Annotated in this window: 12 protein-coding genes; 5 read left to right on the top strand and 7 right to left on the bottom strand. The window is 70.9% G+C overall.

Annotated elements, in window-relative coordinates:
* The coding region (locus ACIRR9_RS53050; RefSeq protein WP_403768368.1) for a transposase at positions 1-129 on the bottom strand (129 nt) is incomplete at its 3' end.
* 27 nt (positions 130-156) lie between these two features.
* Between ACIRR9_RS53050 and ACIRR9_RS53045 the strand changes: the two genes are divergently transcribed.
* Positions 157-510 carry a peptidoglycan-binding protein gene (locus tag ACIRR9_RS53045; RefSeq protein ID WP_403768359.1) on the top strand — a complete coding sequence of 118 codons (354 nt, stop codon included), beginning with the start codon at positions 157-159 and terminating at the stop codon, positions 508-510.
* Between the two features lie 49 nt (positions 511-559).
* Complete coding sequence (locus ACIRR9_RS53040; RefSeq protein WP_403768356.1) at positions 560-733, top strand: SDR family oxidoreductase; 174 nt, start codon at positions 560-562, stop codon at positions 731-733.
* 768 nt (positions 734-1,501) lie between these two features.
* Here ACIRR9_RS53040 and ACIRR9_RS53035 read toward each other — a convergent pair.
* Together ACIRR9_RS53035 and ACIRR9_RS53030 are read right to left on the bottom strand one after the other, a co-directional pair.
* On the bottom strand, positions 1,502-3,046 hold the full coding sequence (locus ACIRR9_RS53035) for an amino acid permease (protein WP_403768353.1): 1,545 nt from the start codon (positions 3,044-3,046) through the stop codon (positions 1,502-1,504).
* 445 nt (positions 3,047-3,491) lie between these two features.
* A complete protein-coding gene (locus ACIRR9_RS53030; RefSeq protein ID WP_403768350.1) occupies positions 3,492-4,301 on the bottom strand; it encodes an IclR family transcriptional regulator in 810 nt (269 codons plus the stop codon).
* Between the two features lie 185 nt (positions 4,302-4,486).
* Here ACIRR9_RS53030 and ACIRR9_RS53025 point away from each other — a divergent pair, with 185 nt between their 5' ends.
* The 3 genes from ACIRR9_RS53025 to ACIRR9_RS53015 are packed head-to-tail and all read left to right on the top strand — an operon-like array spanning position 4,487 to position 8,449.
* Positions 4,487-5,575, top strand: coding sequence for a homoserine dehydrogenase (locus ACIRR9_RS53025; protein WP_403768347.1), 1,089 nt, complete (start codon positions 4,487-4,489; stop codon positions 5,573-5,575).
* A complete protein-coding gene (locus ACIRR9_RS53020; RefSeq protein WP_403768344.1) occupies positions 5,568-7,022 on the top strand; it encodes an aldehyde dehydrogenase family protein in 1,455 nt (484 codons plus the stop codon). The genes ACIRR9_RS53025 and ACIRR9_RS53020 overlap by 8 nt, the downstream gene beginning before the upstream one ends.
* Entirely contained in the window at positions 7,019-8,449 is a 1,431-nt protein-coding gene (locus ACIRR9_RS53015; protein ID WP_403768341.1) for an aspartate ammonia-lyase, read from the top strand. Before ACIRR9_RS53020 ends, ACIRR9_RS53015 begins: the two co-directional genes overlap by 4 nt.
* Here ACIRR9_RS53015 and ACIRR9_RS53010 read toward each other — a convergent pair.
* From ACIRR9_RS53010 to ACIRR9_RS52995, 4 genes are all read right to left on the bottom strand, one after another.
* Positions 8,433-8,870 carry an Lrp/AsnC family transcriptional regulator gene (locus ACIRR9_RS53010; RefSeq protein ID WP_403255701.1) on the bottom strand — a complete coding sequence of 146 codons (438 nt, stop codon included), beginning with the start codon at positions 8,868-8,870 and terminating at the stop codon, positions 8,433-8,435. The two genes, ACIRR9_RS53015 and ACIRR9_RS53010, sit on opposite strands and share 17 nt — an antisense overlap.
* A gap of 126 nt (positions 8,871-8,996) precedes the next feature.
* Positions 8,997-9,782, bottom strand: coding sequence for a cyclase family protein (locus tag ACIRR9_RS53005; RefSeq protein WP_403768337.1), 786 nt, complete (start codon positions 9,780-9,782; stop codon positions 8,997-8,999).
* The gene (locus tag ACIRR9_RS53000) at positions 9,779-10,459 is read right to left on the bottom strand and encodes an HAD hydrolase-like protein (protein ID WP_403768335.1); all 681 of its coding nucleotides are present in this window, start codon (positions 10,457-10,459) and stop codon (positions 9,779-9,781) included. The genes ACIRR9_RS53005 and ACIRR9_RS53000 overlap by 4 nt, the downstream gene beginning before the upstream one ends.
* Positions 10,456-11,898 carry an amino acid permease gene (locus tag ACIRR9_RS52995; protein WP_403768332.1) on the bottom strand — a complete coding sequence of 481 codons (1,443 nt, stop codon included), beginning with the start codon at positions 11,896-11,898 and terminating at the stop codon, positions 10,456-10,458. The genes ACIRR9_RS53000 and ACIRR9_RS52995 overlap by 4 nt, the downstream gene beginning before the upstream one ends.
* Between the last annotated feature and the right edge of the window lie 146 nt (positions 11,899-12,044).

Here is a 12,044-nt window from a genome sequence, read left to right as displayed (position 1 = left end):
CCGCATGATCGCTTCGCAGCGCGTCAGCATGTCGTCGTTGAAGACCTCCCGCCGGTACTTGGTGACAAACACCAAGTGCGCGTGGAGGTTGAAAATTACATGGTTTCCGCGTCTGATGGCGCTCAGCACATCGCCGCGTCGTGCACGGTGATCGCGTTGGCCGCAGCCTCGCTCCTCGTCGCGAGCCCGGCCGAAGCCTCCTCCAGCGTGTGCTACCTCAAGTACTACGACAACCCGCTTATTCCGGGCAATGAAAAGTTCTTGGTGCCCGATGACGACCTGTCGTACGGCAGCACGGACTACTGCGTCTCGGGATGGCAGCGCCAGATCAACCACCGCTTCGGCGACGTACTCACCGTCGACAGCGTCTTCGGCCAGAACACCAGGGCTTGGACCCGGCTGATCCAGGACACCAGCACGTACTCCTGGTGCGCGGGGGGTGTCGACGGGATAGCGGGGCCCAAAACGATCAGCTGCTTCGAGTACGAGAACGGCGTCACCATCTGGTGACGGCCAGGGTCCATGAGCCACGGTTCCGGCTCTCCACACCTCGGCGTTCGTGAACGGCCCGGCGCTCTCGTCCCGCGCCTGTCCCCATGGTCGCCCCTGGGATCCGGCGTACGCCGCGCTCTTCCTCGCCAGCGACCACGCCCGCTGGATCTCCGGCCACATCCTCACGGTCGACGGCGGTGGCATGGGCAGGACCGCGCCGAAGCGCGAACCAGAGCGCTGACCCGCGGCCGGCGCATCCCGGCTCAGGCCCACGTGTCTCCTCGTGACCGACGGGACACGTCCTGCGCAGCACCCCCCGGAGAAGTCGCGATCATCGTCGGGGGTGATGAGCACAGCCGGGGCGGGCAGTGCCACGAGCGCGGGACGGACGAGCTGATCCACCCGGTCGAGCGTCAGTTCCGCGCAGGCCAGGCCGATCACGACGTCGTCGACGACGGGCACGGTCGCCGTGACCATGAACTGGTCGGTGCCGCCGGTGTCGGAATGCGGCGGCGCCAGAGGCGGCGACAACCCCCGGGCCGGCTTCGTGAATCAGACCTCCCCCGTGTAGCCGTAGAACCGCGGTTCCTCGGGCCTCTGTTACGGGAGCAGTCGCTTCGACGTGCCCTCCGCGCTTACCCGCCACTGCAGCCACAGCGGCTCGTCGTCCAGTACGCCCGATCGTGCACCCGACCCAGAGCCTGACAGCCGACGTCCGCCCAGTTCGGCGAAAGCGGCGGAACCACCACGCAGTTGATCCCCTTGCGACGCGCAGAGGTTCCGTTCCGGCTTCGATGCGTCACCCGCGAACGCATTGATCTTTCACAAACCCTGGCCGTCGTCGAGGCGTTGCGCCGACTCCAGGGGAACGCCACGTCGTCGACTCCGAGGATCTGGATCTCCTCAGGCCGCCCCTGCGCGCCTGGTTCGCCTCATAACCACTGCTCGAGCCGACCCCACGCGGTCGGAAGCAGTTGTCGTCCGGTTCTTGTCGCGGTGACGCTGTGGGTCAGAAATCGAGTTCGTGCTCGATCGCCGCCAGTTCTTCCGCAGTGCCCTGGACCCTGGGACCTTTGAACCAACGTCGTGCTGAAATCAGCCACCACGCTCCGGCGAAGCCGAGGACGATGAGGACGGCGATCGGGGTGTAGTTGAAGTTCTTGCCGGTCACAGGGCTGGTCGTGGGCAGCATGAACAGCACGGTGATGATCAGGGTCCAGGCGATGGCGACGATGCCGACCGGTCGGCTCCAGCGGCCGAGGTGCCAGGGGCCGCGCTCGAAGCGGTCGCCCTGGAGCAGCCGCAGGAAGACTGGCAGGACATACGCGATGTACAGGCCTATGACGGCGATGGAGGTGACGGCCGCGTAGGCGGTCGCGTTCCACAGGTAGGGCAGGCCGAGGACGAAGGCGCCGCCGGTCGCCAGCCAGACCGCGTTGGTGGGGGTCTTGGTGCGCTTGTTGATGCGGTGCCACATCTGTGAACCGGGCAGCGCGCCGTCCCGGGAGAAGGCGTAGATCATGCGTGAGTTCGCGGTGACCGAGGACATGCCGCAGAAGAACTGCGCGCCGATCGCGATCAGCAGCAGGAGCTTGCCGCCACTCGTGCCGAGGGCGTCGATGAAGATCTGCGCCGGGGGGACACCGGTGGGGCTGGCGAGGGCGCCGTCGTAGTTCTGGATCGCGAAGGTGATGCCGAGGAGAAGAACCCAGCCGGCGGCCAGCGAGACGAGGATCGACATCACGATGCCGCGTGGTCCGGCTTTGGCTGCGTCGTGGGTCTCCTCGGTCATGTGTGCTGAGGCGTCGTAGCCGGTGAAAGTGTACTGGGCGAGCAGAAGGCCGAGCAGTCCGACGTAGAGGCCGGAGTGCCAGCCGGTGCCGTTGACGAAGTGGGTGAAGACGAAGCTCGCGGACTGATGCTTGGCCGGGAAGATCACCAGCGCGCCGACGATGACGATCACACCGAGGATGTGCCACCACACGCTGACATTGCCGAGAAGGGAGACCAGCTTGACGCTGAAGGTGTTCAGCACGCCGTGGACGGCGAGCACGATCCCGAAGAGGAGGATCGTGTGGCCGGGCGTGGCGGCGAACCCGAACTGCAGGTCGAGCAGGGCGTTGAGGAAGAACGCGGCACCGAAGTCGATACCCGCGGTCACGGCCACCTGGCCGAGGAAGTTGAACCAGCCGGTGAACCAGGACCAGGCCGCGCCGTTGGACGGGGCGAGCTTGGCCGCCCAGTAGTACAGGCCGCCCGCCGTGGGGTAGCTGGAGCAGACCTCGGCCATGGCCAGGCCCACGAACAGGGTCATCACGCCGACCACGGGCCAGCCCCAGGTGATCATCGCGGGCCCGCCGGTGACCATGCCGAACCCGTAGAGCGTCAGGCATCCGGACAGGACGGAGATGATGGTGAACGAGATGGCGAAATTCGAGAACGCCGACATCGAGCGGGCCAGCTCCTGGGCGTAGCCGAGTTCGTGCAGGCGTTGAGCGTCTTCGGACAGAGCCCCTGTGTGTTCCGGCTTTGTGACTGGCTTGTCGGTGGGCATGCAGGCCTCCTCGGGCACAGGCCGCCGTTGATGGATCCGGCGTACCGTTCCCCGCCCGGATCAAAGGTTTGATGCGATACCTTTACGGTCTGCGAGGCCTGGCGCAAGGGTCTTGCACCAAGCACCGGTTACGAAACGGCATCGGCCCGCCGCCGGTAGGCCGATGACCCGCAGGAGCCCTGCAGCAGCGCCGTCGTGCTCGCGCATCGCCTCGCGGGCGGTTTCCGCCACACCGGACCACCAGCGCGATGCCGTCGAGCAGTTCCTCGGCGGCGACCGGACCGCACTGCCCGACGCCGCCCGTCCGTTGCGAGGAACAGGCCCTGCTGGCGCAGTGAGCTCGGACTACTGCCACCCGCCCCATGGCGGAACCCCAGGTCGGTGGCCTGGGGTTTTCTTGTGCGTTCGGGTCGGTGGGCCGCGGCGGTGACGTGGCTTGGCGGTGTCAGTGCGGTGTGTGGTCGCCGTCGACGTACTTCGCCAGTGCTGTCGCGGCGGCCGTGAGGTCCGTGTGGATGGTCTGCTCGCGGGCCGTGAGGTCCTCCTGCCTGCCGACGACCGACACCGCGGCCCTTACGTGCCCGGCGGAGTCACGCACGGGCACCGCGTACTCGGTGACGCCGTGCTCGAACTCGCCGTGCGCCGCGACGAAGCCCCGCGGCCGGTCGCGGCCGTTGGCCGCGGCGACCTCACCCGCGGAGCGGGCCGCATGGGGCCCGCCGACGCCGATCAGCTCGTAGTCGTCGAGCAGGGCGGTGATCTCCTCGGCGGTGTGGTCGAGGAGGAGTGCGCGGCCGGCGCCGGTGCACCAGCACGGGGTGACGAGGCTCGCCGCGCCCTGCCACTCCCGGCCGAGGCCCGCGGCGGACTCGGCGCGCAGCAGCAGGACCTGGACGCCGTCGCGGACTGAGAGCCGTGCGCCGGCACCGTGCTCGACGGCCAGGCGGCGCAGGAGCGGACGGCTGCGGCCGAGCAGGCCGGGGTGCAGGGACGCGGCCGTCGTGAAGAAGGCGGTGCCGGCACGGAACGTCGAGTCGTCGCGGCGTTCCAGGAAGCCCTTGTCGCACAGGTCCTGCGTGGTGCGTGACGCCTTGCTGCGCTCGACGCCGACCTCGTCGGCGAGTCGGCTGACGTTGAAGCCGCTACGGCCGGAGACCTCTCGGTCCAGGACCGCGTTGACCATCCGCAGGGCCATGCGCAGCGAGGAGGCTGTCCCCCTGCCCGGCGGGCGGGGTACGGGGCCGTTCGTCGTCACATCCGCACTATAGCGAGCTGGTGATCAGCGATTCGCTGCGACGGCGGCAGGACGGGTGGCAGGCGGACGGTGCACATCGGCAGCCGGTCCGGTCGCTTCGGCATGGCCGCACTGACCTGCCCGCGCCCGACGCTGTGGATGGCCGGGCCGCCAAGTGGGCGGCGCCGCAGGAGATGGAGGACCGCATGACCCGATACGACCTCGCGCTCATCGGATTCGGCGGCGTGAACCGTGCGCTCGCGGAACTGATCGCCGAGCGCGGAGACACCTTGGAGGCCGAACTCGGCTTCGCGCTGCGGGTGGTGGCCATCACCGACCTGCGGGCCGGCTCGCTGGTCCGCACGGACGGGGGCGGGATCGACCTGGCGCCGCTGCTCTCCGTCGCCCCTGGGGAACTGGACTTCTCCGCGATGGACGGCGGCGACGCGGAGCCCCGTAACGGGTGGGTGATCCGCGAGGTGCCCGCCGACATCGTGGCCGAGGCGACCTTCACCAACCCCGCCGACGGCGAGCCCGCGCTGTCGCACGTGCGGTGGGCGATCGAGGCCGGCAAGCACGTGTGCACCACCAACAAGGGGCCGGTCGCCCTGCACTGCCAGGCCCTGCGGGAGCTGGCCCGGCGGCACGGCGTGTGCTTCGAGTTCGAGGGCACGGTGATGTCCGGCACCCCCGTACTGCGCACCGCCCGCCGGATGTTCGGCGGACTGGCCGTGACCGGCTTCGAGGGCGTCCTGAACGGCACCTCCAACTACGTCCTCGGCCGCCTGGAGTCGGGCCTGTCCTTCGCGGACGCGGTCGCCGAGGCCCAGTCACTGGGGTACGCGGAGGCCGATCCGACCGCCGACGTCGAGGGGTACGACGTCCAGCTGAAGGTCATGATCCTCGCGAACGAGGTGCTGGGCGCCGACCTGACTCGCGCGGACGTGCCCTGCACCGGGATCTCCGCGCTCACCGTGGAGGACGTCCAGCGGGCCGCCGCCGAGGGGCTGCGCTGGAAGCTGGTCGGCTCCGCCGCCCGCCGCCCGGACGGCACCGTGGAGGCCCGGGTCGCGCCGGTCGCGCTGCCCGACGGGCACCCCCTCGCCGGGGTCACCGGCCCGGTCAACACCGTCGCCTTCCACACCGACCTGCTGGGCACAGTCACGATCGGCGGACCCGGCGCCGGACGCATCGAGACGGCGTACGCCCTGCTGTCAGACGTCATCGGCATCCACGAGCAGAGCGGGGGCACGGTCGCCGGTGCCAAGTCCCTTCAGGAGGCCCACCGTGGCTGACACGGCCATGAGCACCGCTACGAGCACTGCCCTGAGCATCGCCTTGCCCAGCCCCGCGCAGGCCGAGGGCATGGCCCCCGTGCGCAACCCCTACACCGGCGAGATCATCGGCTCCGTCTGTCTCACCCCCGCCGCCGCCGTGGACGACGTGCTGCGGCGGGCCCGCGCCGGGCGGGAGACGGCCCGCCGGCTCTCACGCGCCGCCCGCGCGGCCGTGCTGGACGGCGCGGCCCGGCTGGTCGAGGAACGTTCCGAGTCGTTCGCCCGGCTGATCGTCGCCGAGGCAGGCAAGACGCTCGTCCAGGCCCGCAAGGAGACCGGCCGCGCGGTCAACACCCTGCGGCTGTCCGCCGCCGAGGCCCGCCGCAACGCGGGCGAGGTGGTGCCCTTCGACGCGTATGAGGGGTCGGAGGGCCGGACGGGCTGGTTCACCCGTGAGCCGTTGGGCGTCATCGCGGCCGTCACGCCGTACAACGACCCGCTCAACCTGGTCGCGCACAAGCTCGGCCCGGCGATCGCGGGCGGCAACGCGGTCGTGCTCAAACCGTCGCTGCTCACTCCCCTGTCCGCGCTGCGGCTGGTCGACACGCTGGTGGAGGCCGGGCTGCCGGAGGAGGTCGTGACGGTGGTCAACGGCGGCGCGGAGCTGGGCGCGGCCGTGGTGGCGGCGCCGGACGTGCGGATGGTGTCCTTCACCGGTGGATTCCGCGCCGGTGAGGCCATCGCCCGTACGGCGGGCCTGAAGAAACTGGCGATGGACCTGGGCGGCAACGCCCCCGTCCTGGTGCTCGGGGACGCCGACCTCGACGCGGCCGTGGACGCGTGCGTCTCCGGGGCGTTCTGGGCGGCCGGGCAGAACTGCATCGGCACCCAGCGCATCCTCGTCGAGCGCGAGGTGTACGAGGCGTTCCGGGACGCCTTCGTCGAGCGGACCCGCCGGTTGCGGGCCGGGGACCCGGCGGACGTGCGCACCGACGTCGGCCCGATGATCAGCGAGACGGCGGCGGCCGCCGCGGAGGCCACGGTCGCGGCCGCGCTCGCCGAGGGCGCCCGGTTGCTGTGCGGGCACGAGCGGGTCGGCGGTGTGTACGCGCCGACCGTGCTGGAGGAGGTGCCGGGCACCTCGGCCGTCTGGCGCGAGGAGGCGTTCGCGCCGGTCGTCGTGCTCCAGCCCGTGGGCTCCTTCGAGGAGGCCGTCGAGCGGGCCAACGAGATCGACTTCAGTCTGCACGCTGGCGTCTTCACGGGCTCGCTGGACCGGGCGATGGCCGCCGCACGGCTGCTGGAAGCCGGTGGCGTGATGGTCAACGACTCCTCCGACTACCGCTTCGACGCGATGCCGTTCGGCGGCTTCAAGTACGGCAGCATGGGCCGCGAGGGCGTGCGCTTCGCCTACGAGGAGATGACCCAGCCGAAGGTGGTCTGCCTCAACAGGGAGGCGGTGTGAGCCGGTTGGGGACCGGGACGTCCGACGGGGCCGACGGGTCCGGCGACGGGTTCCGGATCGAGTCCGACGCGCTGGGGGACGTACCGGTGCCCGCCCAGGCGTACTGGGGTGCGCACACCGCGCGGGCCCTGGAGAACTTCCGGGTCAGCGGGGTCCCGGTCGGCGCTCACCCCCATCTCGTCCGCGCCCTGGCACAGGTGAAGCACGCGGCGGCGCTCGCCAACGGCGAGATCGGGGTCCTGGAGCCGCACAAGGTGCGGGCCGTCGCGGCGGCCTGCCGGGCCGTGGCGGAGGGCCGTCACCACGACCAGTTCCGGGTCGACGTCATCCAGGGCGGCGCCGGCACCAGCACCAACATGAACGCCAACGAGGTGATCGCGAACCTCGCGCTGGAGCACCTGGGCCACGAGCGCGGGCGGTACGAGCACCTCGACCCACTGGACGACGTCAACCGCTGCCAGTCCACGAACGACACCTACCCCACCGCCCTGCGGATCGCCATCAGCGCTTCCCTGGCCGAGCTGAGCGCCGAACTCACGCTTCTGTCCGCCGAGTTCGCCGCCAAGGGCGATGAGTTCGCGACCGTCGTGAAGGTGGGCCGCACCCAGTTGCAGGACGCCGTGCCCATGACGCTGGGCCGGGAGTTCGCCGCCTTCGGCGTCACGGTGGCCGAGGACGTCCAGCGGATCGGCGAGACCCTGCCGCTGCTGGCCGAGACCAGTCTCGGCGCCACCGCGATCGGCACCGGCATCGCCGCCGAACCGGGCTACGCGGAAGCGGCCGTACGGCATCTGCGGGCGCTGACCGGACTCGACCTCACGCCCGCCGCCGACCTGGTGGAGGCGACCTCCGACACCGGCGTGTTCCTGCTGGTGTCGGGGGTGTTGAAGCGTACGGCGGTGAAGCTGTCGAAGGTGTGCAGCGACCTGCGGCTGCTCGCCAGCGGGCCGCACGCGGGCCTCGCCGAGATCAACCTGCCCGCGCTGCAGGCCGGTTCGTCGGTGATGCCGGGCAAGGTCAACCCGGTGATCCCGGAAATGGTCAACCAGATCGCGTTCGCGACCGCCGGCGCCGACGTCGCGATCACCATGGCCGCCGACAACGGGCAGTTGCAGCTCAACGCGTTCGAACCGCTCATCGGGCACCTGCTGTTGCAGCACATCGGCTGGCTGACACACGGCTGCGAGGCACTGCGCACCCGCTGCGTGGCGGGCATCACCGCCAACCGGGAGCACCTCGCCCGCACCGGCACCGGAACGGTCGGCGCGGTGACGGCGCTCGCCCCGCGCATCGGCCACGAGACCGCCGCCGACGTCTCCCGGGAGGCGGCGCGGACCGGGGCGGACGTGGTGGACGTCGTCGTACGGCGGGGGCTGCTGGACCGCGAGACCGTGCTGCGGCTGATGGCCGTCACCGTGGCCGACTGACCACCCGGGACAGCGCCAGCGCTGTCACCGTGTCCCGTACACCGGGCATCTGGGCTATCTGCTCCCAGATGCCCTGTACGCGTTCCAGGGTGGCCGCCTCCACGCTGACCAGCAGGTCGAACTGGCCGCTGAGGACGTCGCAGGAGACCACCTCGGGGATGCGTCTGAGGGCGGCGAGGACGTCCCCGCCGCGCATCCGGTCCTCGCGGTAGACCATCACGTGCGCCGCCACCGTGGCACGGTCCGGCCCGTGGGACGGGCGGACGATGGTGTAGCCGCCGATGTGCCCCTGCCGCTCCAGGCGTTCGACGCGCTGGCGCACGGCGTTGCGGGACAGCCGTACCCGCTGGCCCAGTTCGGCGTGCGAGATCCGGGCGTTGCGGGTGAGTTCGGTGATGATCTGCTCGTCGATGGCGTCCATGGCGCTGTCCTTCTCCTCACGAGTCTCCTGACCGGTCCTGACGTGTCTCAGGACGTGTCTCCGGACGGGCGAAAGCTCCGGCGGCCGGGTCAGGACGGCCGCCGGAGCTGGTGGTGCGGCGGAGGTTCAGTCCGCGTGGTGCAGGGCGAAGACGCGGGCGGGGAAGCCCGAACCGCCCTGCGGCTTGGGCCAGGTGGCGACGATCAGCGCGCCCGCCTCAGGTACCCGGTCGAGGTCCGCCATCAGCTCGATCTGCCAGCGGTCCCGTTCCAGGACATAGCTCTCCAGGCTGAAGTCCCCGGCGGAGGTGGCCAGTCCGGGGTCGGTGTCGGTCTGCTCGTGCCCGATCGCGGTGACGCCGGCCTCCTCGAAGAGGTAGGTCAGCACCTCGGCGGACCAGCCTGGGTAGTGGCTCACCCCCGCCGCGTCCTTGTTGGCCATGGCGGCCGGGTCGGGCCAGCGGCGGCCCCAGCCGGTGCGCAGCGCGACGAACGCCCCTTCCGGGACACGGCCGTTGCGTGCCTCCCAGGCCGCCACGTCGGCCAGCGTCGGTACGGCGTCCGGGTCGGCGTCGACGCGCTCGGTGATGTCGAGGACGACGAGCGGAAGGATCATCTCGTCGACGGGTATCTCGTCCAGGGGCCGGGCACCGTCGACGAAGTGCACGGGCGGGTCGACGTGGGTGCCCCACTGTCCGACGATCGTGTACAGGTGCACGTTGAAGCCGTCGCCGCGGGACATGTCGAAGGGCATCTCGCGCTTCTCGTCCGGGAAGGCCGGGAAGTGCGGCTGGCCCGGGTGGAAGGCGTGCGTGAGGTCGGTGCGGACCGTCTTGCCGATCAGTTCCCGGTGCAGGGCCCACAGGGGCGGTTCGGGAGCGGTGGACGGGGTGGTGGCCGGATGCGATGTCATGCGTGCTGGTCCTCTGTCTCGACGGTGTTCTTCAGCAACTCGGCGAGTTCGGCCGGTTCGGTGACGGAGGCGAGGGCGCCCGCCGACTCCCCGGGGCCGCCGTACCCCCACCGCACGTGGACGGCGGGAATGCCTTCGGCGGCGGCGCTCTCGATGTCGTAGGCCCGGTCGCCGACCATGAGCGGGCGGCTGACGTCCGCGCCGGCCGCCCGCAGCCGGGCGACGCACTCCCGGATCACCAGCCGCTTCGTCGTACGGCCCGCCTCGTCCGACACCCCGCAGACGGTGCTCAGCCGGGCGTCGAGGCCGAAGCGGCGGGCCATCAACTCGGCCTGGTCCTGCACCTTGGAGGTGGCGATGCCGAGCGGGAGTCCGCGCGCGGCCAGGGTGTCGAGGAGTTCGGGTATCCCGTCGTAGACGGTGGCGGCAAAGGCGCCGGTGCGGGCGTACGACGCGCGGTAGGCGGCGAGGGCGGTCCGCGCGGCGGGCGCCGGCAGGCCTACGACATCGCGGAAGGTGTCGTACATCGGCGGGCCGACGAACGTGCGCAGGGTGGGCGCGTCCGGGACCGGGGCGCCGACTGCCCGCAGGGCCTCGGCGGCGCTGGCGGTCACGCCGGCGGCGGAGTCCACGAGGGTGCCGTCGAGGTCGAGCAGGACGCAGGTGGGCGGCTTCACGTGAGAGCTCCGGCGGTACGGCGGCCGTGCCGCAGCCAGTGGTAGAGGTAGCAGCCCGCGACGAACGGGACGCCGAAGTACAGGGCCGTCGCCTGCGCCGGGTCCAGGGCGATGCCGACGAGCGAGGCGAGGCACAGGACGAAGGCGAGGACGGGGACGACCGGGTAGAAGGGCGTGCGGTAGGGCAGGGTGCGCGGGTCGCCGCCGTCGCGGACGAAGGCCCGGCGGTGGAAGAACTGCGCGGCGACGATCGACATCCAGACGCCGACGGCGGCGAACCCGGCGATCGACACCAGCACCAGGTAGACGGTCTCGGGGGCCGCGACGCTGCTCACCAGGGAGGCGAGGCCGCCGAGCATGCTGAGCGCCAGCGCGGTGAGCGGGATGCCGCGGCGGGTGAGCCGGCGCAGCGCCTGCGGGGCCTGCTTCTCCTCCGCGAGCGAGAACAGCATCCGGGCGCAGGAGTACAGACCGCTGTTGCCGGCCGACAGCAGCGCCGTGATGATCACGAAGTTCATGGCGTCGGCGGCGTAGGGGATGCCGAGGGACGAGAAGACGGTGACGAACGGGCTCTCGTCCAGGCCGACCTTCTGGTACGGGATGGTCGCGGCGATCACTGTGATGGCGCCGACGAAGAAGACCAGCAGGCGTACGACGGTGACGCGCAGCGCCTTCGGGACGGCCTCGGCCGGGTTCTCGGTCTCGCCGGCGGCGACGCCGATCAGCTCGGAGCCGGAGAAGGCGTAGAAGGCGGCGAGCACGGTGACCAGGACACCGGAGAAGCCGTGCGGGAAGAGGCCGTCGGGGGTGTCGAAGTTCTGCAGCAGGAAGGGGTGCGAGCCGCCGGAGGACAGCGGGTGGAAGCCGAGCAGGGCCGCGCCGCCGAGGACGATCAGGGTGACCACGGCGATCACCTTGACCAGCGAGAACCAGTACTCGGTCTCGCCGAAGACGCGGGCCGAGAAGGCGTTGACGCCGAAGACGACGGCCGCGAAGACCACGCACCAGACCCAGACGCTGATCGCGGGGAACCAGCGCTGCATCAGCAGTCCGCACGCGGTGAACTCGGAGCCGAGGGCGACGGCCCAGGTCAGCCAGTACAGCCAGGCGGTGGCGAAGCCGGTGGCGGGGCCCATCGAGCGGGAGGCGTAGACGTGGAAGGCACCGGAGACGGGATAGGTGACGGCGAGTTCACCGAGGCAGGCCATCACCAGCCAGACCACGAACGCGCCGACCAGGTAGGCGAGGACGGCGCCGAGGGGACCGGCCTGGGAGACGGTGTACCCGGTGCTGAGGAAGAGCCCGGAGCCGATGACGCCACCCATGGCGATCATGACGAGATGGCGGGAGCGCATGGTTCTGCGCAGGCCGTCGGAGGGCGGCTGGGGAGCGGAGTCGGCGGTGGCCGGAGGGTTCTCCGGTACGGCTGAGACAGACATGGCGGTCTCCTCTGCGGAGCGGGGCGGGGAGGACGGGGCGTGGGGGTGATCGGCAGGGCATGGCTGCGGGGTTGGGCCACTTTCGGCGCAGGGGTGGTCGCACACGGAGGGGAGCGGTCGCCCGGTGCGGGCGGCGGGCTCGGGAG

The organism is Streptomyces sp. NPDC101234 (genome assembly GCF_044767525.1).
In the GTDB taxonomy this organism is placed as follows: domain Bacteria; phylum Actinomycetota; class Actinomycetes; order Streptomycetales; family Streptomycetaceae; genus Streptomyces; species Streptomyces sasae.
This window is presented reverse-complemented; position numbering and strand designations above follow the sequence as displayed.

Bases quoted from the DNA above. Each gene is read 5' to 3' on its own strand.
- ACIRR9_RS53035 (WP_403768353.1), bottom strand. From the start codon at position 3,046: ATGCCCACCGACAAGCCAGTCACAAAGCCGGAACACACAGGGGCTCTG.
- ACIRR9_RS53025 (WP_403768347.1), top strand. From the start codon at position 4,487: ATGACCCGATACGACCTCGCGCTCATCGGATTCGGCGGCGTGAACCGT.
- ACIRR9_RS53010 (WP_403255701.1), bottom strand. From the start codon at position 8,870: ATGGACGCCATCGACGAGCAGATCATCACCGAACTCACCCGCAACGCC.
- ACIRR9_RS53005 (WP_403768337.1), bottom strand. From the start codon at position 9,782: ATGACATCGCATCCGGCCACCACCCCGTCCACCGCTCCCGAACCGCCC.
- ACIRR9_RS52995 (WP_403768332.1), bottom strand. From the start codon at position 11,898: ATGTCTGTCTCAGCCGTACCGGAGAACCCTCCGGCCACCGCCGACTCC.